At 59.6% G+C, this 22460-nt stretch carries 19 protein-coding genes; 7 read left to right on the forward strand and 12 right to left on the reverse strand.

Features of this window, described 5'->3' with window-relative positions:
- Positions 1 to 30: 30 nt before the first annotated feature.
- From HUU46_18820 to HUU46_18835, 4 genes are read right to left on the reverse strand one after another with little or no spacing between them, the layout of a single operon-like run.
- Complete coding sequence (locus tag HUU46_18820; protein NUM55698.1) at positions 31 to 1314, reverse strand: type II secretion system F family protein; 1284 nt, start codon at positions 1312 to 1314, stop codon at positions 31 to 33.
- 56 nt (positions 1315 to 1370) lie between these two features.
- Positions 1371 to 2360, reverse strand: coding sequence for a general secretion pathway protein GspK (locus tag HUU46_18825; GenBank protein NUM55699.1), 990 nt, complete (start codon positions 2358 to 2360; stop codon positions 1371 to 1373).
- A complete protein-coding gene (locus HUU46_18830) occupies positions 2357 to 2974 on the reverse strand; it encodes a prepilin-type N-terminal cleavage/methylation domain-containing protein (GenBank protein ID NUM55700.1) in 618 nt (205 codons plus the stop codon). Before HUU46_18830 ends, HUU46_18825 begins: the two co-directional genes overlap by 4 nt.
- Positions 2971 to 3474: a type II secretion system protein gene (locus HUU46_18835; protein ID NUM55701.1), complete on the reverse strand. Its 504-nt coding sequence runs from the start codon at positions 3472 to 3474 to the stop codon at positions 2971 to 2973. The genes HUU46_18830 and HUU46_18835 overlap by 4 nt, the downstream gene beginning before the upstream one ends.
- A gap of 301 nt (positions 3475 to 3775) precedes the next feature.
- Between HUU46_18835 and HUU46_18840 the strand changes: the two genes are divergently transcribed.
- Positions 3776 to 5023: a DUF3810 domain-containing protein gene (locus tag HUU46_18840; GenBank protein ID NUM55702.1), complete on the forward strand. Its 1248-nt coding sequence runs from the start codon at positions 3776 to 3778 to the stop codon at positions 5021 to 5023.
- Between the two features lie 718 nt (positions 5024 to 5741).
- Positions 5742 to 6848: a DNA polymerase III subunit beta gene (gene dnaN, locus HUU46_18845; GenBank protein NUM55703.1), complete on the forward strand. Its 1107-nt coding sequence runs from the start codon at positions 5742 to 5744 to the stop codon at positions 6846 to 6848.
- 416 nt (positions 6849 to 7264) lie between these two features.
- Here the strand turns inward: dnaN and HUU46_18850 are convergent, their stop codons facing one another.
- From HUU46_18850 to HUU46_18865, 4 genes are all read right to left on the reverse strand, one after another.
- Positions 7265 to 8485, reverse strand: coding sequence for a hypothetical protein (locus HUU46_18850; protein NUM55704.1), 1221 nt, complete (start codon positions 8483 to 8485; stop codon positions 7265 to 7267).
- Positions 8486 to 8731 (reverse strand): hypothetical protein, encoded by a 246-nt coding sequence (locus HUU46_18855; protein NUM55705.1) that lies wholly within the window; start codon positions 8729 to 8731, stop codon positions 8486 to 8488.
- A gap of 99 nt (positions 8732 to 8830) precedes the next feature.
- Positions 8831 to 9673 (reverse strand): MoxR family ATPase, encoded by an 843-nt coding sequence (locus HUU46_18860; GenBank protein NUM55706.1) that lies wholly within the window; start codon positions 9671 to 9673, stop codon positions 8831 to 8833.
- Positions 9674 to 9782: 109 nt separating this feature from the next.
- Entirely contained in the window at positions 9783 to 10142 is a 360-nt protein-coding gene (locus tag HUU46_18865; protein ID NUM55707.1) for a hypothetical protein, read from the reverse strand.
- A gap of 126 nt (positions 10143 to 10268) precedes the next feature.
- Between HUU46_18865 and HUU46_18870 the strand changes: the two genes are divergently transcribed.
- The 4 genes from HUU46_18870 to HUU46_18885 all read left to right on the forward strand — a co-directional run bounded on the left by HUU46_18870 (position 10269) and on the right by HUU46_18885 (position 15925).
- Positions 10269 to 10409 carry a hypothetical protein gene (locus tag HUU46_18870; protein ID NUM55708.1) on the forward strand — a complete coding sequence of 47 codons (141 nt, stop codon included), beginning with the start codon at positions 10269 to 10271 and terminating at the stop codon, positions 10407 to 10409.
- The gene (locus tag HUU46_18875) at positions 10406 to 11119 is read left to right on the forward strand and encodes a DUF2293 domain-containing protein (GenBank protein ID NUM55709.1); all 714 of its coding nucleotides are present in this window, start codon (positions 10406 to 10408) and stop codon (positions 11117 to 11119) included. The genes HUU46_18870 and HUU46_18875 overlap by 4 nt, the downstream gene beginning before the upstream one ends.
- Positions 11120 to 11849: 730 nt before the next feature.
- Positions 11850 to 12548, forward strand: a complete 699-nt coding sequence (locus HUU46_18880; GenBank protein NUM55710.1) for a class I SAM-dependent methyltransferase — start codon at positions 11850 to 11852, stop codon at positions 12546 to 12548.
- Positions 12549 to 13015: 467 nt separating this feature from the next.
- The gene (locus HUU46_18885; GenBank protein NUM55711.1) at positions 13016 to 15925 is read left to right on the forward strand and encodes an insulinase family protein; all 2910 of its coding nucleotides are present in this window, start codon (positions 13016 to 13018) and stop codon (positions 15923 to 15925) included.
- A gap of 381 nt (positions 15926 to 16306) precedes the next feature.
- Here HUU46_18885 and HUU46_18890 read toward each other — a convergent pair whose 3' ends face one another.
- Together HUU46_18890 and HUU46_18895 are read right to left on the reverse strand one after the other, a co-directional pair.
- The gene (locus HUU46_18890; GenBank protein ID NUM55712.1) at positions 16307 to 16747 is read right to left on the reverse strand and encodes a hypothetical protein; all 441 of its coding nucleotides are present in this window, start codon (positions 16745 to 16747) and stop codon (positions 16307 to 16309) included.
- Positions 16748 to 16763: 16 nt separating this feature from the next.
- On the reverse strand, positions 16764 to 17435 hold the full coding sequence (locus HUU46_18895; protein ID NUM55713.1) for a hypothetical protein: 672 nt from the start codon (positions 17433 to 17435) through the stop codon (positions 16764 to 16766).
- 292 nt (positions 17436 to 17727) lie between these two features.
- Here HUU46_18895 and thrS point away from each other — a divergent pair, with 292 nt between their 5' ends.
- On the forward strand, positions 17728 to 19641 hold the full coding sequence (gene thrS, locus HUU46_18900) for a threonine--tRNA ligase (GenBank protein ID NUM55714.1): 1914 nt from the start codon (positions 17728 to 17730) through the stop codon (positions 19639 to 19641).
- Between the two features lie 89 nt (positions 19642 to 19730).
- Here the strand turns inward: thrS and HUU46_18905 are convergent, their stop codons facing one another.
- Together HUU46_18905 and HUU46_18910 are read right to left on the reverse strand one after the other, a co-directional pair.
- The gene (locus tag HUU46_18905) at positions 19731 to 21881 is read right to left on the reverse strand and encodes a xanthine dehydrogenase family protein molybdopterin-binding subunit (protein NUM55715.1); all 2151 of its coding nucleotides are present in this window, start codon (positions 21879 to 21881) and stop codon (positions 19731 to 19733) included.
- The gene (locus HUU46_18910; GenBank protein NUM55716.1) at positions 21878 to 22354 is read right to left on the reverse strand and encodes a (2Fe-2S)-binding protein; all 477 of its coding nucleotides are present in this window, start codon (positions 22352 to 22354) and stop codon (positions 21878 to 21880) included. Before HUU46_18910 ends, HUU46_18905 begins: the two co-directional genes overlap by 4 nt.
- Between the last annotated feature and the right edge of the window lie 106 nt (positions 22355 to 22460).

Below are 22460 nucleotides of genomic sequence, written 5' to 3' on the forward strand. Positions count from 1 at the left end.
GGGGCATTGAAAGAATTGAGCTATACGCGCTTAGTCGCCGCCGGCGCCGCTGGCCTGATTGATGAGGTCGTTGATGACCGCGAGCATCGGCATGAACAGCGAGACAAACAGCACCAACACAACAACGCCGAGGAAGATCGTCAGGATCGGCTGGATCAATTCGCCGATGGTGCCGATCGTAATGTTCACTTCCTCTTCGTAGGTGTCGGCGATATGTTCGGCGATCTGATCCAATTGACCGGAGTCCTCGCCCGTCACGAGCATGTCGGTGACGACCGGCGGAATGATCCCGCTCGCCCGGCGCAACGGCTCTTCGATGCCTTCGCCGCGTTCGACGGAATCGCGCACCTGTTGCACGACGGCCGCGACCGCCGTATTGCGCACGTTCGCGCGAACCAGATCGAGCGTCACCATCATCGACAGACCGCTCCGCAACAGCAGCGCCATCGACCGCGTCATGTCAACCACCGCGGACTTCTTCGTAATGGCCTTGCCCACGCGCGGCAACCGCAGCTTGATATGATCCATCATGTAGCGGAAACCCGGCACCAGCCGCACCGCCAACACGTACGCGACCGGCACGCCGATCAACACGGCCAGGATAATAATGATAGCCGGCAAAGACGTCATGACCTCCGCCGTGTTCATGACAAACGTGGTATACGGCGGAATCTTGTCCGGCGAAATGTCGAGCCGCGAAAACAGGTCGCGGAATTCCGGTACGACGACCTTCGCGAGCAGGAACAGCACCGCGACGCACGTAATGACGAGGATCGCCGGGTACCACATCGCGCCCTTGATTCGCTTCGCAAGCATCGAGCGCCGCTCACGGTATATGACCAACCGCTTCAGGACGACGTTCAACGTACCGCTCGCTTCCGCCGCCTTGATGAGATTGATCTCGACCGGAAGGAAATTCCGCGGCCACCGCTCGAACGCCTGCCACAGCGCGTTCCCGTTCTCGACGTACTGCGCAATGTCCGCCACCAGCGCGCGGACGCTCGCCTTCTCGCCGCGGGTCGACAAAATGTTCAGCGAACGCAACAGCGGCGTCCCCGCTTCGAGCAACATGATGAGCTGGCGAAGGAAGTCGTTCACGTATTGGTCGCGCACGCGTCCGCCGACCGCGCGCCCAATATTGACGTTCGCGAGAGTCGCGGTGAAACTCCGCGACGCCGGCGCCGTTTCCGCCGCGACGGCCTCGTCAAGGTCGAAGGTCGCCCCGCGCGCGGAAACCCGCCGCGACGTCCCCGACTTTTTCGCGCCGGCCGCCGCCCTCGAGGCGCGCCCGCCCTTTTCGGCTTTCATCGCCATGACTCACGTCCTCCATCCGGCCACGGCCATGCGCATGCGCCCGCCGCGGTTATTGATTACTTCCCTGTATTCGCCCCTACGGAAGGTTCGTTCCAATACACTATGCGGGGGGCCGCGCCTTCTGGGAACTGCACCACCGCTTCCACCGTCGCCGTGTTCGTATCCTGTGTGGCCTTCCGCGTAAGCGTCGCCGTACTCGTGATGCGGAAACAGCGCGACGAGAACGCGAGTTCCCGCGGCAGCCCGCTGGGGTTGTCGGCGGCGGGTTTGAAATTGAATCCGTTCGGGTCCTTGCCCGTCGCGGCCACAAGCGCATCGAGCGAATTCAGCGGCCGCGCCGCGATCACCTTCGCCGCCACTTCCGGCGTCACGCCCAGCGCCGCCTCGATCACGGCGCTCGACGCCGTGTTCAAGTTCACGTAGCCCGCCGCGTTCTGCATGTCCAGCGCACTGAACACCGTCAAGTCCTTCACGCGCTCCGGCGTGAGCGTGTCCGGCGCAAGCACCTGCAACCCCGAAAGCTCATCGACGCTCGAAAGCCAGCGCCGGCCTTCTTCAGGACTCGCGGGCGCGCCATCGAGCCGCGGCAATTTCTCGCGCACCTGCCGCGCCTTCTCGCCGTCGATCTTGAGCATCGAGATCAGCACCGCGGGCGGCGCCAAGTTCACGTTCATGCGCGCGCACTCGTCGCTAATGGTCACACTCGCACTGCTCTCGTAGCGATCGTCGGGAATCAACGAGGCATCGGAATTCGGCAGCGTGCTCGCGAGGCGGTAGATTCCGAGCGAAACCGGCGCGACGCCTTCGGGCTTCAACAGCGCGTCCACCTGGCCCGACCCAATCGCCGTCTGCAGTTCCGCAATCGCGTGTTCCACACCGCTCGCGGCGTCCCACCGCGCGCGGTCCCGGTCGATGTCGTCGCCCAGCGCGTCGCTCTCGAGGAGCGTAAAGCGGTACATCGCAAATCCAAAGGTAACGATGATGCCCAGAATGGCGAGCGCAAACACCAGCGCAGAACCGCGGTTATGTCCGCCGCGGCGCGTCATGGCACGTTCACCGTAAACACGGCCTTACGCGCAACCTGCTGGCGTTGCGGATTGCCCGGTTCCACCAACAGTACGCTGACGCGGACCGCCCTTGGATTGCCCGGGCCGGCCCAACTGTCCTTCCATCCGCCCTCGCTGCCGGCATACTCGACTCGCATCTTCGCCACGCCCTCCGCCACCGTGCGCGTGCGCGGTTGGACCCCCGCGCGAAGCTGCTGTTCCGTACGCACCAGGAGCGATTGTCCGTCTTTGCGCTCGATCTGATATCCCGCGAGTATCGTCGATTTCCCGTTCGGCGTGGGCACTTCGACCGGAATCGTAAAGCGATCGCTCTCCAGCGGATGCCCGTAGAACTTCGGGTCTTGTTCCTCGCCGCCGGTCGCCTGCAGGGCCGTGCCCGCTATTGTAGACGCGACCGCGGACGAAAAGTCACTGCGCATCTCGTCGAAGATGTCTTCGGCGGCGGCGTCCATAGCGATTACGGTCTTCAGTTCGCCCCAACGTGCCCAGAGATTAACAAGGGTCACCGTCCCCACCGTCGTCACGACCGAAAGTATCGCAATGACGACAAGCAACTCGATCAGTGTAAAGCCCTGTCTCGACGTGCGGTTCATGCTGCCGGCCTTACCATGTCAAGCGGCGCCAGCGACGTCAGGGTGAAACCCCGCGTCCGGCCCCCGCGAATCCACGACACCACAACCGTAAGCTCGGCCGTCTTCGATCCGGGCGCCGCCTTCACGTACGCATGCCAACGGAACTTATTGTATTGACTCTCGACGCGCCTGTTCGCCGCCTCGTACGTCGCGCCGACCGACGGCGCCATCGACTGCGCGGAATCGTCCTTTCGGGTCACCGGCTGCAATTGGTCTGTTGCAGCGGGCCAGACAAACGATGCGGGGTCTCGCCGCATATCGGAGAGGATTTCTTCGGCGAGGCGCTGCGCGGCGCGCCGGTCGCGCACATCGTTGCCAACGGCATAGCTGTCCGCGAACAGGGATATACCAATGGTGGCGGCAACGGCGATCACCGCAAGGGATACAACAACTTCCATCAGCGTGAAGCCACCGCTCTCACGCCGCCCCGGCTTTTCGCGCATACGAATGACTCGAGTCACCCGGATGTTTCCCCTTCCCACTACCCGCGCGGAAGACCGAGCGCGCGGGTGCAACTAACTGCGCGACATGTTGTGCTCACGGAAGGCTAAATTGCCCGCCCCCCACATCGATGAGCATGCGTATCCTAACCGCTAAGATCGCGCATGTCAATGCCTATGTCGCGTGTGCCGAGTACGAAGAATCGCGTGTGCCGTTACACTGGTCAAAACGGACGTCGCCCGGAGCGCCACCGCGCATTCGCGGGGCCGGGCCTGCTACAATGCAGGCGAGTCCTCGGTGAGTCATACGAGAAGTTTCCGGTTGGCTAGCGTATCACTGCATAGACCGAACGCCGCCTCGGCCGAGTTCGCGGCGCAAGGCGGCGTCCACCGTGTCACGTTCCGGCGTACGCCGCGATGGCGCTTCGCCGCCACCGGCGTAGGCTGCGCCGTCGCGATGGCGACGTTGGCGCGTCTCATGTCGTACATTCCCGACCGCGTCGAGGAACTCTACGCAAACGGTATCGGGGCCCGGATATCCCAAGCACTTTCCACGTTGACCGGAGTGGCCCCGTTCAGCTTTGCCGAATTACTGATCGCGTTTGTTGTACTGTGGCTGTTGGCGCCCGCAATTCCGGTCGTTTATGCGGTGCTGGCGCGGCGGCGCGGTGTGCGCAACGCCGTGGCCTGTGGCGCCGCGCGGACTGCGGGTTTCATGGGCTTTCTAGTCGCCATCTTTTACCTGTGCTGGGGGTTCAACTATTCCCGCGCGGCCCTGCCACTACGCATCGGATGGGATGACTCAGGTCTTGCGGCCCTGCCGCGCATGGGCACGCGCGAAGACCGCGACGAACTGGTCGCCCTGTGTACACAACTCGTCTTCATTACCAATCATTACTACACCGTCGCAACGGGCACACCGGAGGCCGAAGGGCGCAGCGAATTGAAGGCCACCGTGGCAGAAATCGACGAAGCCTTGGAGACCGGATTTGCGCGGGCGGCGCGGCTGCTCGACCTTGACCCGTCATTTGCGCAGACGCGCGGCCCGGCCAAAGCAGTTCTCGCCTCGCGCTTGATGAGCAGGTTGGGCGTCGCAGGATTCTATTCGCCTTGGACCGGCGAAGCGAACTACAACTACGAACTTCCACCTTTTCAACTGCCCCTGACCATCGCGCACGAAAAGGCCCACCAGCGTTGTGTCTCCAGCGAAGACGAGGCCAACTTCTTTGGTTTCCTGGCGTGTGCGCTGAGTGACAATCCTTATACTCGGTACTCGGGCTATCTCTTTGCACAACGGCAACTTTTGAACGAGCTGATCCGAATTGACCCTGCCGCGGCGCGTGCCCTTATTGCGTTGCGGTGCAAGGGCGTCCAGAGCGATGTGCTGTACAGTAAGTTCTTCTGGCGCATCTTCGGTGGTCGCGCCCAAGACCTTGGCCGCGCAGTAAATGACGCGTACCTCAAGGCTAATCGGGTGGACGCAGGAATGTTGTCATATCAGATGAGCGCACGATTGCTCGTTCTCTTCTCCCGACAATATGACGGGACCTGCGTTGTTTCATCGGACTGAGCGGGATTCTTCACACGAACAACATGTGGGATCGATGCTTGCTTTTCCCTTGACCCTTTGTTAGCATGCCGCGCGGGGAAACCGCCGAGAACAGCGGTTGCTGTGTATAAGGTGTGGATAAGAGCCAGTTTCCGGTCTACACCAGGCCCAATCCATTCTTTCGTCCAGCGCCGTGACGCCCGTGTTTTAGCGCAGGTTTGTACTCGATATCGCCGCCGAGCACTGGATAATCCTGGTCTGATAAGGAACTGGAATATAAGTAGTTGTGCACTGTGGTGAAATCTACTGCGGCACACTTCCGAGTGAAAGTTGAATATGTAGAACTTCGTGTAGAACCTGTGGATAGCCGGCATCTGTATGTTAGCACTTGCGCTGGATCGCGCTGTGGATAAGTAAAGATGCGTTCATTCACTTCTACTTCTAATAAGCTGTGGATAGCCGGATGATTTCGAGGTGGATAGTGAGTGCTTCTCCGGCTAATTACTAACCGCATGGTAGGGTTGAAGAGACAGTGGATCGCCCGACTGTGTAAAGGTAATGCAAGATTGGACCGTTTTTACAGGATTCACTCACGTCACATCTTGAGTAAAGGTAACTCGTTAAAGCACGTATCCACACTTTCGATACGCTTACTATTAAGACTACGAGTTTTAGATACAAAATAGATAGAGAATTCTGACCAAGAACCGCGCTGAATCCGAGTAGTGGAGAAGATCGAATGAAGATTAGCATCCCACGGCAAGAGTTGCTCGATGCCGTCAACAAAGTGAAGACCGTTGTGTCGCCAAAGTCGGCGCTGCCGATCCTTTCGCACATCCTGATGGAGGCCGACGAATCTCAGCTTAAACTGACCGCCACCGATCTCAAAGTCAGTATCGAGTGTACAGTCGATTGTACGGTGAAAGAAGCGGGTTCGTTAACTGTCTCGTCGCAACGTTTGTCGTCCATTCTTGCCGAATTACCGGAGGGCGAGATCACGCTTGACCTCGCAGGTAATAACGTGATCAATCTCGAATGCGGCAAGATTAAGACAAAGTTGTTCAGTATGAGTGCGGAGGAATTCCCGCCTGTTCGCGCGTTCGAGGGCATCGAGCCCCTGGCCATCGAACAGAAGCTGCTTCGGAAGATGTTCCAAAAGACAAGTTTCGCGATATCTACCGATCAGGGTCGCTATAATCTTACGGGTCTACTCTTCGAACTCGCCGATGGAAAGTTGACTGTTGTGGCGACAGATGGCCGTCGCATGAGCCTGTACTCAGAAAGAGAAGGTATTCCGAAGGGGGCGAATACCAAAGTCATTATTCCCGGCAAGATGATTACTGAACTCGAGCGTTTACTGGCTGACAATGGCGAGGTGCAGTTGTTCCTTGATGAAGCGCAGGCTGCGTTCCAGTTTGATTCGCTCCGGCTTGTGACCGCGTTGATCGAAGGAAATTTCCCGAATTACGACATGGTGATCCCGAAAAAGCACGATAAAGAAGGAATTATTGCGACCTCGACGTTCATGGAAGCTATGCGCCGTACGCGCACGATGACTAACGACAAGTTCAATTCTGTGCGCATCACCGTGAATGGTTCTGTGATGAAGCTGAATGTTGTAACGCCCGAGGTCGGCGAGTATGAAGAAGAACTCGAAGTTGAGTTTGAGGGCGGTAACCTCGATATTGCGTTTAACCCAGACTATGTCCTCGAAGTATTGCGCCGAATCGAGTCCGAAAAACTGTGTCTCATCTTAAAAGATGCTTCAAGCCCCGGCTTGATAAAACCTTACGAAGAAAAATCCTCCCACCAGTACCTAAATGTGGTGATGCCGATCCGCCTTTAATCCCCACTCTATCTGGTCACATCTGACGGGGTAGTGTTCTGTAATGCGCCGTGCGGTGTATACGGTAAGCTATTCGCAGAATACCCGGATATTACCCAGTTTACGCACCAAAACCCGCCTGTGGATAAGTTACCCTATTCCAGAGCCTATGGAACATCGTTTCACGGGAAGATGTACACTTGTGGGTGTCCTGGCGATTGGATCACTAATCGTGTCCAATTTGTAAATATAATGAATATAATGCTTTATAAAGGAGAAGCGGGTGATCCGATATGTTTTATGGATTTTCCAATAACCCGCTCCGAAACGTAAACTGTGGTCTCTTGTGGTGTGGATAACTTGTGAGTTAAGGACTTTTTGGGTTGCTGGACGTATCCCAGGGTTCGGCTCGACGAAACCAGAAGATACCCCGCTCGCTATGATTCGCTGAGCCGCTCGACCATTCCCTTAATACCACCAAGTGTCATGTCCTCCATATGGAAGATTTGACGAATGCGATTGAGCGTGTAGCCGCCGTAGGCATTCGGCCACGACGTCTTGGCGATAGGGTTGAGCCAGACCGTGTGTTTGAACCGTTCCGCTATTCGGCGCAGCCAATATGCGCTGGGTCGCGCCTCGCGCGCATAGTGATAGAGGGAGCCGTGGGGCATCTCCAACTCTTCCGGGGCCATGGTTGCGTCGCCGAAGAAGACGATGCGGGTATCCGGATTGCGCTGAAGCAGTTGCTCCGTGCCCAGTTTCTTCGTCCGCCGGAAATCCGTATACACGTTCTGATAGATCGTGTTATGAAAATAATAGGTCGTCATGTCCTCGAAGCGCTCGTGCATCTTCTTGAACAGCAGCCGTGTAAGTTGAATGAACGGGTCCATCGAGTAGCCGCCGTTGTCGATCAAGAGCACGATACTGATACGGTCGCGCAACTCACGCTCGAACACGAGGTCAATTTCACCGCCGTTTTGGGCCGTGCGCCGGATTGTCTCGTCGAGATTTAGGACGGCGCGCGGACCGACGTCCTTCATGTGCTTCATCGATTCGAGCGCTTCGCGGATGTTTTCCGAGCGCACGGCCGTCTTGTCTGCGTACGATAAATACCGGCGGTTCGCGATGACCGCAAGCGCGCTACGGTTACGAGATTCGCCTTCGACACGAACCCCGCGCTGCGCGTTTCCCGAATTGCCGAACGGCGAATTCCCGTATTGTCCCACCCATTTACTTCCGCCTTCGTGCGCTTCCATTTGCTCGCGCAGCGTTTCCCAGAACTTGTCCATGAGTTCCTGGGCGGACATGGTGTAGATTGCACGCTCGGGCAGTTTGCCGTCCTTGATTTGTTGCGCGAGCCAGTCCTTGAACGGCTTCGTACGCAGCAAATCGAGATCGCCCTCCGCGACCGCGGGAATCTCGATGCCGAAGAAGTAATACGAAAACGCGCGCTCGAACGCGTCAAGATGTTCCTTGCGCCGCACGAAGGTCAGCTTCGACAAGACGAACAGATCGTCGAGCGTTTTCACCAGCCCACGATCGAATCCCTGATTCAAGTCAATCAGGTCCTTTGGACTCACCGGTACACCGTAATCGCGCAGAAGGTAAAACAAGTCCGCGAATAGTGAAGTCGAATAATCCGATGTCACGTTGCGCATCTAAATGATTCCGCGCGCGAAAAGGAACAGTCCAAAAATAAACACGGGGATCCCGATGAAATAACCAAGAATCGCCAGCGGAATCGAAACGGAGAAAAGTCCCGGAATCACGAACCCAAGCAACATAAGCGCGACACCGCCGACCAGAGAGGGGACTATACCGATGTTCGCGGAGATGGGCGTCACGAACTTCCACAAACGGTGGACCAACTCCCACAACCTGCCTCGCCGTTTCCGTACGATCATGGCGCCTCCACTACTGCGCGTCGGGGACTGTCACCGGTTGCCTGTGTCAACTGACACGATATCACGAAACCTCGACAGGGCCTGTGGCTGTCCCCGGTCCTACAAGTATCTCCTGCCTTTGCCGCCTTCGCGGTACATGGCGATATCGCCGGCGCGTTTGAGCAGTATGCCGATCAGTTGCGGTTCCTTTGCGTTTGGCATTTCACCGCTGCGCTCGAGCGCTCCGATCCAGTTGATGAGTTCGCTCGTCGCCGGCGGTTTCTCGAAGCCACGCTCGCGCAATTCGTAGAAGACCGCAATCGCCGTCTCCATGAGCTTCGCGCTCGTCTTCGGAAAGTGCAGCTTGAGAATCTCGTGCATCTGGTCCGGCGATGGAAACGCAATGTGATGGCAAAAGCACCGCCGCAGAAACGGGTCGGACAGCTCGCGTTTCGCGTTCGACGTCAGGAAGATCGCGGGCCGGATGTCCGCTCTCACGGTGTGGTTCACTTCGCGAATCGTGAATTGGCATTCCTCGAGAATATCGAGCAGGTTGTCCTGAACGTCCGACTCCGTCTTGTCGATCTCGTCCAGCAACAGAACGACCTTCTTGTCCGCTCGGAATGCCCGGCCAATCGGCCCCCAGATGATGTAATCGAAAAAGTTGTCAACGACGCGGCCGGTCTCGCCGCTGCCGAACCGTGCGTCATTCAGCCGTAGGACGGTGTCCTGTACGTAGCACGCTTCCTCGCCCTTGATGGTCGATTTCGCGCGCAGGATTTCGGTATCGAGACCCAGCGCCCGCGCCACCTCGAGCGCGAGCTGCGTCTTGCCCGTGCCCGCCTCGCCCGTAAGCAGCAACGGCTTCTCCATCGCCAGCGCCATGTTCACGATGGCTTTCAACTCCGGATCGAGGTAATACCGATCCGTGCCGTCAAATTTCAGCGTATTCGCGTGCGGCATACTCATCCATTCTGGTTCCGATTGCAGCCCGACCTCGGAGCCAGTCTATCAATCGCGCCAGGCAGTGGCAACGACATACGGCACGCACGGTGCTCGCGCAAAAAACTTGCTATACGCGCTCGAACCCCATCGGGGTTTCCTGGGAGAAGAGCAGGCTACCGTTCGGGAGTTCGCCGAGGTAAGTCAGGACCTGGTTCAGTTCCCCCTCGATGCTCGCAATATCGAGCAGGACCGACTGGTTCACGATCCGGTATTCCCCTTCCGTCCCTTCGCTGGTCTCGAAGTCGCCGTTCGCGTAGAACGTGATCGTGCCGCCTTGGTGGAGTTCCCAGGTGCCCACGATGACCGCCGCGAGATTGATGCAGTCGCACCCGGAGTCGTCTATCGCCGGGCATCCTGCGGCGACGACGAGGAAAATGGCGAGTATAAGGATTGGAACCAACGGCGCTAAGTTGCGACAGGTTTTCATGGCAAGTACCCCCTTTCGATAGAATGGCGTCGCGCTCCCCAAGCGGATTACGCGAACGGAGTAGAATCTTTCTCGGAGAGTATTGTACGCCCCGAGGGACGATCCGGGGCGGGTGGGAGTTGAGACATGCGAAAACGGCTTAAAGACAAGCGGCGGAGTTGCGCGTTGTGCAAGCCGCACAAGCGTAAGTGGGTGGGCCGGTGGAAGCTGCGGGACTTGGATTTCATCGAGCGATCCGAGCGGGAAATCAGGGCGTTCACCCGATGAGCCGCGCAAAGACAGGCGACCCGTCCGAAGAGACCGCGAAAGGCGCTGCGGAACTTGTCGTCTTCTCGATCGTGAATCCGTCGAAGTGTTCGGAATGCGGGGAGGAACTGGACCGCGGGTCGTTCCTTCGCATCGAGAAGGAAAAACCGCTGTGCATGGCCTGCGCGGACCTGGATCGGTTGGTGTATCTGCCGCGCGGGAACGTCGCGCTGACGCGCCGTGCGCGAAAGTATTCTCCGCTGTCCGCGGTGGTGGTGCGGTTCAGCCGGTCGCGCGGGCGTTATGAACGCCAAGGCGTGCTCGTCGAACCGGAAGCGTTGGCGCGCGCGGAACAGGAGTGCCTCGGCGACGAAGCGCAACGGCTCGCGGCGCGTGAACGGGCCGCCGTCCTGCGCGAGAAAGCGGACGCCAAGTATGTGGCGGCGTTCGCCGATCAAATCGCAGCGAGGTATCCCGGATGTCCGCGCGGCGAAGCGGAAACTATTGCCGAACACGCCTGCGAGAAGTACAGCGGACGGGTCGGGCGTTCGGCCGCCGCGAAAGAGTTTGACCCCGCCATGATCGACCTTGCCGTAAAGGCGCATGTCCGCCACGTCCACACGAAGTATGACCGGCTCCTCGCAAAGGGATGGGACCGGAGCGACGCGCGGGCCGAAGTGGCCAGTGACGTATTGGCGGTGCTGTTGCGGTGGGAGGGCGCGGACACGTAGCGCCACGTGTCGCACAGATGCCCGGCATGGTAGCCGGGCGCCACATCCGTTGCCGATGTTCGATGAATATCGAGAAACGTTCCCACCTCGTAACGCACTCTTGTAAAGCTCTGCTTTGTCCTCCGACCACCCCATCGACTGGCCGCCTGCGGCTTAACTCGTTACGAAGTTTCCACTTCGTAGCGCGCTCTTGAAAAGCTCCGCTTTGTCCTCGCACTACACGCCCGCCAAAGTCATTATTCAACTCGTTACGAAGTTTCCACTTCGTAACGCGCTCTTGAAAAGCTCCGCTTTGTCCTTGTGCTTCACGCCTGCCAAATTCAATATTCTTGCTGTCTTGTCAATTAAACACGGGTCGTTTCGCAGCATGCGGTTACGCACCGTGATCCTCTCTCCCGGTCACGTCCCAAACCAAACCCGCCCAATCTGCGCCGGTCGTCACCCGATCACGGCTTAATTCGCGGGCCGACCTCCCGTCGAAGGAGTGCAACAACGCGGGAGTATAAGTAGGAGCGACTCTCCGGTCGCAACGAAGGAAATGGACCCGACATTGACTGCCGCGGACGAAATGCGCCGCCAAGGGGCGCAGTCCAAAACGTCTCGCCCAGCCGGGGTGACGGGCAGTCGAGCGTACGACGGCGTGTTGCGTCATGCGGTTGTCGCGCCGCCGGCGATTGGCCTATAGTCATCCGGCAAAGCGTGTCCCCCTTCGAGGAGTCTGGCTGCGATGATGCTGCGTTCTTGCCGTGAACCAATCGCCCGCGTTGTTGCGGTGACGCTTGCGGTCTGCTTCGCTGTCTGGGCGGACGAACCGGCCCCGCGCAAACCGGCGCCGGTGATGACCTTCCACGGGGCGGAGTGGCTCGAGCGGCCCGAGCGCGAACAGGAAGAAATGCCGGACGAGGTCATCAGGACGATGGGCCTAAAGCCGGGCGATATCGTCGCGGATATCGGCTGCGGCACGGGCTACTTCTCGCGGCGCATGGCGAAGGCGGTCGCGCCAAACGGGAAGGTCTACGCGAACGACATCCAGCCCGAATTCCTTGAAATGGTTAAAGCCAATTGCGCGAAGGAAGGCGTGACGAACGTCGAGACCGTTCTGGGTGCGGAAGACGATCCGAAGTTGCCCAAGGCGGCGATTGACTGGATTCTGCTGACGGACGTCTACCACGAGTTCCAACAGCCGGAACCGATGTTGGCGCGGATGCTCGAATGCCTGAAGCCGGACGGTAAGGTCGCTCTCATCGAATACCGGTTGTTGGGCGATACCGCAAAGCACATCAAGGAAGAGCACCGCATGTCGGTGAGGCAGGTTCTCGCAGAGTGGAATGAAGCGGGGTTCGAGTTGGTTGACCTGCTCGAGTTCCTGCCGTCGCAGCATTTCTTCATTTTTCAGCGGGACCCGGACAGGGTTGCGCATACCGAATAGGCGTCCGCCAAACCTGCGGGACTCTTGGAGGCAAGCATGACCAAAAGTAAGCTAGCGGTAGTAATCGTAATACTAGGCAGCGTCCGAACTTTGTTTTCGGTATTCTCGCATGTCCTGGGCATAAAGGCGGGAACAAGCACCGTGTTTAGCGATCTAATAGTCATCGTCGCCGTCGCCACACTCGCGCTCATTGTTTGGAAGCAACTACTCGGCCATATCTATATCCTGATCATTGGCGGTGGCATAGGGGACCTAATGATCCGGGGCCAGTTAGCCTATGGCAAGTTCATCCAACTTCCTATGGTTCTCGGCAATTCCTTATCTTCCGAACGCAAGATTGCACTCCTATGGTGGGGTATATTCGAAATGCTCCCGGGCGCCATTCTATGGATCACAGCGCTCATAATGGTGTCAGCCTACAAGAGAACGCATTCACTGCAAACTTCGTCAGCATTGGAGACACCTCAATGATTTCTCGTATCAGCGGAAGATTCGGCACTGGTCTGTTGCTTTTTTTCCTAAGTGCTTTTCCCTCGTGGGCGGGTTATAAGGTAGTCCATGAGCCCGCCGCGAACGATCCGATGGCGGTGACGATATACGAACTCGACAACGGATTGACGGTCTACCTCACCGAAAACCATGAGCAGCCGCGGTTCTACTCGGAGATCGTGGTGCGCGCGGGGAGCAAGCATGATCCCGCGGACACGACGGGTCTCGCGCACTACCTCGAACACCTGTTGTTCAAAGGCACGCAGAAGATGGGCACGCTCGACTATGAGAAGGAGAAAGCCCATCTCGATGCAATCACCGCGTTGTACGAGGAGCACTTCAACGAGGACGACACGGAGAAGCGCAAGGCCATCTACGCGCGCATCAACGACGAATCGAAGCAGGCGGCGCAGTACGCCATCCCGAACGAGTTCGACCGCCTGTACAAGGCGATGGGTGCGACCGATCTCAATGCGCACACCTCGACCGAAGAGACCGTGTACAAGGTCGAGCTACCGTCGAACCGTTTCGAGCAGTGGGCGGTCATCGAGACGGAACGGTTCACCGCGCCAATCTTCCGGCTGTTTCAACCGGAACTCGAGATCGTGTACGAAGAGAAGAACCGATCGATGGACAACAAGGACCGCCTCATTCACGAAGCGGTCTCGGAGAAACTATATAAGGTCCACCCCTACGGTCAGCAGACGACGTTGGGCACGGTCGAGCACCTGAAAAAACCGTCGCTCGTCAACATCATGGAGTTCTACGAGACCTATTACGTGCCGAACAACATGGCGATCTGCGTTTCCGGCGACATCAAGAAGGACGAAGCGATTGCGGTCATTGACGAGCACTTCTCGGCGTGGAAACCGCAGAAATTGCCCAAACCCGCGAGGTGGCGCGAGAGACCGCTGGACGGGATCGAGCGTGTGACCGTGCAATATCCGGGCGAGGAGTATGTGCTGCTTGCGTTTCGCACCGCGCCGCTGAACCACAAAGACGCCGACGCCCTGAGCCTGCTCGATATGGCGTTGTCGAACACCGCCGCGGGCCTGATCGACTTGAACCTCGTGCAGCAGCAGAAGGTGCGCGGCGCAGGCGCGTTTCCGTATCTGCAGAACGACTATGGCGCGCAATTCCTGTTCGGGATTCCAAAAGACGGACAATCCCTCGAGGACGTCGAGAAGCTGCTGCTCGATCAGATCGAGATCATCAAATCGGGCGAACTCGAGGACTGGGTGATCCCCGCGATTATCACCGACTTCAAGAAGATGCGGAAGGCCGGACTGGAATCCGACGAGTCGCGCGTATCGAGCATGCGCGAATCGTACATCGCGTTTCAGGATTGGGACCGCTCAGTCGCGCAGTTGGACCGCATGGCAAAGCTCACAAAACGCGACATTCAGCGCGTGGCGAAGAAGTACTTCAAGGGCGATTTCGTCGCGGGCCACCGCGTGGACGGTCAGCATGACGTGCCCAAGATCGAGAAGCCGAAGATTGATCTCGTGCAGATCGATCCCGGGCGCGAGTCGCAATTCGCGAAGACCGTACTCGCGATGGCGGTCGAGCCGCTGCAGCCGGCCTTTCTCGATCCGGGCGACTATTCGATCACCGACGATCCAGGCGGCATCCGGTTCTACTACACGCACAACCCCCTGAACGACCTCTTTGCGCTGAGCTTTGCCGTGGATTTCGGGACGGACCACGACAATCGGCTCGCCGCCGCGCGCGAACTGATCGATCTCGCCGGCACATCGAAGTACCCCGCCGAGGAACTAAAGAAGGAATGGTACAAGCTCGGCACCAACTTCAATTTCGGCGTGAGCGATTCGGAATCGAGTTTTTCGATCGATGGACTGGACGAGAACCTCGAGAAGTCGATCGAGTTGATGATGGACGTCATCAACAATCCCTCCACGGATCAGCAGACCGTCGATCAATTGAAGCAGATCATCATCGAACGCCGTGAAGATGCCAAAAAAGACCCGGCGACCATCTCCGCCGCGGTCGTGCAGTTCCACCGGTATGGACCGGATTCGTCGTTCCTCCGCATGATGCCCGGCGATCAAGTGAAGCAACTGACGTCGGAAGAACTCTTCGGCCTGACGAAAGGCCTGCTCGAATACAAACACGCGGTCTCCTATGTTGGGTCGTTGCCGCGCGAGCGGGTTATCGAATTGATCCGAAAGTACCACCCGATTAACGGTGCGCTGAAAGACGTACCGCCGTATCGCGTGAAACAAATGCGGCAGCCGGAACGAACCGAGATCTACTTCTACGACAAGGAAACGGCGCAGTCGCAGGTGCAGATCGATTTCCCCAGCGAACCGTATAACGAGGCGCGCGTGCCCGCGATAAACATGTTCAACAACTACTTCGGCGGCGGCATGGCGGGCCTCGTGTTTCAGGAACTGCGCGAGGCGCGCGCGCTCGCGTACGCCGTCGGCGCCCGGTACGTAACCGGCGCGCGCGCGGTCGATCAGAACTACATGGTGGGCGGCATCGGCACGCAGACGGACAAGACGCCCGAGGCGATCGAAGGGTTTGTCGAGTTGTTCGACGCTATGCCGGTCTCGGAAGACCGATTCGCTATCTCGAGGGCGTCGTTGTTAAACAGCTTCACCTCGTCACGCCTGGGGTTCCGCGAGGTCCTCAACTCGGTGCGCTCGTGGGAACGGCTCGGTCTCGAGCCCGACCCGCGCAAAGCGCGGTACGAAGCCGCCGTCAATGCGGACGTTAATCTCTTGATGGATTTCTACAAGACGCAGATTAGCGGCCGCCCGAAACTGATTTCGATCACGGGCGACAAGTCCAAGATCGACATGACACGGCTCGCAAAAATCGGCCCAATTCGCGAAGTAGGCCAGGACGAAATTTTCGTAAAGTAGCGTTGTTCAGCTAGCGCAATTCAAGTTTGAGCACACTGTCAGTTTCGTGCTCCTGCGTGAGTCGTCACCCGTCCTCCGTAGCCCTGCTACTTTGGAGGGCAAAGGAGGGTCGTACTCGCACTCGATACTCGAAAAAATCGAGTACGATGACGAAGCAGGAGCACGAGCACGCGGTGCAGTCGACCTTGAAACGCTCTAGTCCGGATTTTTCACGCGAACAGCCAAAACGTGTGCTATCCGTTGCGTCACATGAAGTTCCTTAGTCTCCCGTCTAAACAGGCTGTTCGCGTGAAAAATCCTCTCGCCAACTCGTGAGCATTTCTCACCGCACCGAAGGTCTTTACTTCCACTACCGCGTCGTGGGGCGGTGAGAAATGCGGGCTAGCTCGCGCTTGTCCCCGGTAGTCCGCCGCCTTTCAGCGGCACGCGAAACGTGTTCAGCGCTTTGCCCACGTCGACGTCCCGCTTCTCGGGCAGCTTGATGCGGGACTGTTGCTGCTGGATTTGCGCCTCCAGTTTTCCAAGGCAGGATTTGCACAGCCGCTTGGTCGGGCTGATGGCCGGTTCGCCGCATTGGCCACAGGGTATGGTCGAACCGATACCGAATGCCTCGACTCGTCCCTCCTGGATGAAGCGCAACACCGTTTCGATCGGCACGGCCGTCCCCTCGGCAACCCGCTCGGCGTTGACGCCGGGGTTTTCCGCGAGGAATGCGCGGACCGTCTCGTAGTGGACCTCTTCCGCGGCCTCACACGCCGGGCAGATGCTTTTCCGTACTTTCTCGAAGAGCTTCTTGCACGACCGACAACTCGCCAACGCCATATGGTCTCTCCTGCGGCTACTGCGGCCAATCGAACACGGCCGAATCCCTCTTGATCTCCAGGTTCCCTTGTACGGCGGCCTTCAACACCTGTTCGCCCTCGCGGGCGATGTTCACGCCAACGGTCCACTGCCGCACCGGCTTCATGTCCGGGCTGCCCGCCGCGACGGGCGCAAGCGGCGCCGTCTCGCGCCGCGGATACGTCACGCGAATCCACACGCGCTCGGCCACGGCGGTACCCAAATCCGAACGGCCATCGTCCTTGGACACGACCTCGAGCTGCGCTCCCGGCGCAAACACAAACTGATCGTCGATCCCTTCCTTGCGCAGCACGTTGTCCTCGTAGGGCCGCGCGAGAATCTTCTCGCACAGTTTCTTGCGCGCCTTCGCAACGTACACCGGGTCGGACGACTCGAGCGCCACGCGCCGCAGCCGGTCCGACATCCATGCTGTCAAGCGGATCACCTCGTCGCAATCGTTGGCCTGGAGCGCCTTGGCAAAGGCCAGGGCGTTGCCCCCATCGATCGGCGTCGGCTTGACCTCGGCTGAAACCGTTGCCGCGGCCACCGGTACACCCATGTCCCGGCCGACCCTGGACAGCGATGGGTAGACCGCCAGGAGCCCGGCGACCAGTCCCCCGGTTGCTACCACGACGGCCCATTTGGCCACGTTCTGTGAATAGGCGCTCACGGCCACAATACTAGGGATATACGGCGCATTTGTCAAGATATTATGTATAAATTCCAGAAAAACACTCCGCTAAGTCCGCAGTCGGGCGATGGTTTTGGGGCTTCGTGCTGAATGCCATGTTCGGGGGCTGCCGCAATCCCATTCGAGCGACACCCGGACCTCTCGCAATTCGATGCGGGTGCGTGGCACAATTGCACGGTTTTGTGGTGTGGTGAGGCGACCGGTCTATGTGCATATTCCCAAGGGGCATAAGGCGGTTAGCCGTGGCGAATCGGTTGGAGTGGGTGTCCAGATGATGACGATTAAGCTGCCGGACGGGTCGGCGCGGGAGATGGCGCCGGGGAGTTCGGCGTTGGATTTGGCGGCGGCGATTGGGCCGCGGTTGGCGAAGGCGGCGATGGGCGCGCGCATCAATGGCGAGGTAAAGAGCCTGCCGACGCCGCTGGCCGATGGAGATACGGTCGAGATTCTCACCTTCGATTCGCGCGCGGGGCAGGACGTGTTCCGGCATAGCTGCGCGCACGTGATGGCGACGGCGATCATGCGGTTGCGCCCGAACACGAAACTGGCGATTGGCCCGGCGATCGAGGACGGTTTTTACTACGACATGGAGCTGGACGCGCCGATCACCGAAGAGGATTTCCCGGCGATCGAAGCGGAGATGGCGAAGGTTGTCCAGGAAGACCTGGCGTTTCAGCGCATCGAGGTGGGGCGCGACGAGGCGCTTGCGCGGTTCCGCGCATTGAACGACACGTACAAAGTCGAGTTGATCGAAGACCTGCCCGTGGATGCGCCAATCACGTACTACCAGAACGGCGATTTTACGGATCTGTGCCGCGGCCCGCACCTGCCGTCGACCGGGCGCATCAAGGCATTCAAGCTGTTGAGCGTAGCGGGAGCGTATTGGCGCGGCGACGAGAAACGCCCGATGTTGCAGCGCATTTACGGCACGGCGTTTCCGAGCAAGAAGGAGTTGGACGAGTACCTCGCATTCCGCGCGGAGGCGGAGAAGCGCGATCACCGCAAGCTTGGGCGCCAACTCGATCTGTTCAGCTTTCAGCCCTACGGCCCGGGGTTTCCGTTCTTCCATCCGAACGGCATGGTGGTGTTGAACGCGCTGATGCAGTTCTGGCGCGAGGAGCACGTGAAGCGCGGCTACTCGGAAATCCGCACGCCGATGATTCTCGATCGCGTCTTGTGGGAGCAGTCGGGCCACTGGGACCACTACAAAGAGAACATGTACTTCACGCAGATCGACGAGCGCGACTTTGCGGTGAAGCCGATGAACTGTCCGGGCAGCATGCTGGTGTTCAAGACCGATCTGCGCAGTTACCGCGACCTGCCGTTGCGGCTCGCGGAAGTGGGGACGGTACACCGGCACGAGAAGTCGGGCGTGCTGCACGGGCTTACGCGCGTGCGCATGTTCACGCAGGACGATGCGCACCTGTTCCTCACGCCGGAGCAAATCCAGGACGAGGTGCTCGCGATTATCGATTTCGTCGGTTACGTGTACACGGCGTTCGGGTTCGAGTACGGCGTGGAACTCAGCACGCGGCCGGAGAAGTCGATCGGTTCGGACGAAGTGTGGGAAAAGGCGACGACGGCGCTGCGCAACGCGCTCGAGGCGAAGGGCATGCCGTTCAAGATCAACGAAGGCGACGGCGCGTTTTACGGACCGAAGATCGACTTCCACATTCGCGACAGTCTCAAACGCTCGTGGCAGTGCGCGACGATTCAGCTCGATTTCGCGATGCCGGAGAAGTTCGATCTCGAGTACATTGGGCCGGACGGCAATCGGCACCGGCCGGTGGTGATTCACCGGGTGATCTACGGGTCGATCGAGCGGTTTCTTGGCATTCTGATCGAGCACTTCGCCGGTGCGTTTCCGCTGTGGCTCGCGCCGGTACAGGCGGTCGTCGTGCCGGTGGCTGACGCGTTCGACAACTACGCGAAGTACGTGCGCGACCGGTTGCAGGAAGCGGGCCTGCGCGCCGAAGCGGACTTGGGTCCCGACACAATGAAGTACAAGATTCGCCAGGCGCAGACGCGACAGGTGCCGTACATGCTCGTCGTGGGCGAACGCGAACAGGCGAGCATGTCCGCGGCGATTCGACATCGGCGCAAAGGAGATCTCGGCGCGCAAACGCTCGACGCGCTCGTCGCGAAGCTGAAGGAAGAAGTGGCGGCACGGGCGCTCGATAATTGATTCGAATTGGAAATAGCCACAAGGGAACACAAAGACCACAAAGAGAATTCACAAGAAATGGTGAAAAGTTTTTTTGCGATCTTTCGCGGCTATGCGAGTTTGAGGGGTAGTGCGTGGAGCGGTTTTCCGGCCGCTTGAAAAATTGCGTTGGCGATGGCGGGGGCGATGGCTATGATGGGGGTTTCGCCGGCGCCGGCGGAGGGCAGGTCGGGGCGGTTGAGGAGGATGATTTCGTGTTCGGGGACGTCGCTGAAGCGCGGGACTTCGTATTGGGTGAAGTGGGGATTGGCGATCTTGCCTCCTTCGAAAACCATTGCTTCGCGCAGGACCGCGCCGAGACCCATCACGACGCAGCCTTCGACTTGCGCTTGTAGATTTTGCGGGTTATGAATCGCGCCGCACTCGAACGCGGTGCACGTGCGGCCAATGGCGTACTCATTCGTGGCGGGGTTGACGGTGACTTCCGCGCACGACGCAACGAATGAACCCTTCTCGGTGCCGCAGGCGATTCCGTAGCCGGTATTCTTCGCGGCATTCTTGCGGCGGTTCGCGAAATCGAACTTTTCCGCGGCTGCGTTCAGTACGGCCTTGAGGCGGGGTTCTTCCAGTAGTTCTTGTCGAAATGTCAGCGGATCGGTCTTCGCGGCCGCGGCGAGTTCATCGATGAACGCTTCACGCGCGAAGTTGTTTGCGGTGGACCCGAGCGCGCGGTACGAGCCTTGGCGCAACGGCGAATCGGTGTTCCGGAATCGGGTCCGCTCGTTTGGCGTGGCGTAGGGGCAGGCGATGCCCGAGGTACCGGAGTTGTAGTTGGTGAAGTCCCACGCGAGCAGCTTTCCCGCTTCGTCCAGCACGGCGGCGATCTCGATCACGCCGGCGGGCCGGAAGTAAGCCCATGTGAATTCTTCCTTGCGCGTCCATTGCAGCGAGACGGGACGCTTTGCCGCTTTCGCGAGGCGCGCCGCCTCGACCGCGGCGTCGCCCTGATGCTTTCCGCCGAAGCCGCCGCCGGTATCGGGCACGATGACGCGCACGTTGCCTGGAGGCATACCGAGCGCTTCAGCAACATCGCCGACTACGCCGAACGGATTTTGCGTGCCGGTCCAGACGGTGAGGTCGTCGCCCTCGAACTCGGCGACGGCGGCGCGCGTCTCCATCGGCGCGTGCTGGATGTACGGGATGTGATATTCCGCGCGTAGGACATTTCTTGCGGTGCTCAGGGCGGCGTCCACGTCGCCCGCGGCATCTTCGCGCGAACGCTGGCGGCCGGAACCTTCGCGCACGCTCGCCTTGAGATGCGCGAAGAGTTCTTCGCTCGAGGGTTGCGGCGGGGCTTCGGACCATTTCGCCGTGGATGCGAGCGCGGTAATCGCTTTCTGCGCGTCATACGACGTGGGAGCGGCGACGCCGACAAACGCGCCGTCGCGCACGGCGATTATGCCGTCCATATTTTCGACCGCTTTCAGATCGACTTCGACCAACTCTGCGCCGTAACTTGGTGGGCGCAACACACCGCCGTAGAGCATGCCCGGACGTTTCATGTCGGAGGTGTAACGGTGCTTTCCGGTGACGACGTCCGCGGCGTTAATGCGCGGAGTAGTCTTGCCCAGAATGGTCCACGCGTCCGGCGCGGCGAGTGTGGCGTCGCTCGAGGAACGCTCGCGCAGCGCCGCGTCGATATCGCCCGCGTCCGCGACCAACTCGGCAAGCGTCAACTTCTTACCGGACGAATGCTCGATCGTCCCGTCGCGCATGGCCGCGCCATCGGTCGAGACGTTCCATTTCCTGCATGCGAGTTCGAGGAGCAGTTCGCGCGCGGCGGCGGCGGCCTTGCGCATTGCGGGCACGGTGCTTGGCGTGGTGCGGCTGCCGGCGGTGATGCCGTCGTTCGGTACAATCGACGTGTCCGCCATCACAAGCGCGATCGCCGAGAGCGGCACGTGCAATTCCTCGGCGGCGGCCATCGTCAATTGCGTGCGCGCGCCCTGGCCTACTTCGACTTTGCCGGTGAACGCGGTGATGCGGCCGGCTTTGTCGACGTGGAAGCGGCCGGCGGCGGGTCGATTCTGTTCGCCGCGCCCGCCGCGTTCCTGCGCGAAACCGCCGTCGGCGATCGCGGTGATAAGCAGGCCCGCGCCGACGCTTTGCACGAACGCGCGGCGCGACAGGCTAAACACGTAGCGCGGCGGTTCGGCCAGTTCGTAGCGTTCCGGTTCGATGGCTTCAAGTTCGCGATTCATTTCGCCGCTCCTTGCATCTGGAGTGCGGCGCGCTCGATGGCGCGGACGATGTTCGGATAGTTACAGCAGCGACAGAGGTTGCCGTCCATGAACTCGACGATTTGCGCGCGCGTGGGTTGCGGGTTGGCTTTCAACAGCGCGACGGCGGTGAGGATCATGCCGGGCACGCAGTAGCCGCATTGCATCGCGCCCTCGGCGACGAACGCTTCCTGGACGGGATGCAGCGCGTCGCCCTGCGCGAGTCCTTCGATGGTCACAACACTCTTGCCCTCGATTTTCGACAGCGGCGTCTGGCACGACGTTACGGGTCTGCCGTCGACGAGCACGACGCACGCGCGGCAGGAGCCTTCGCCGCAGCCGTACTTCGCGCCGGTGGTGTCGAGGTCTTCGCGCAACACCTCGAGCACGGTGCGCGCGGCGTCCGTCGTGACCGACTTTGTCTCGCCGTTCAGCGTGAATACCACGGTGGCCATGGACCGCACCTCCGCATCGCCAAGACTCGGGTGTCGGGTCGAGTATAGGCGACGGGCGGTGGACAGGCAATGGCCTATGTCTATACCTTAGCCCACCGTGTTGCAC

This window comes from Candidatus Hydrogenedentota bacterium (assembly GCA_013359265.1).
Lineage (GTDB): Bacteria > Hydrogenedentota > Hydrogenedentia > Hydrogenedentales > SLHB01 > JABWCD01.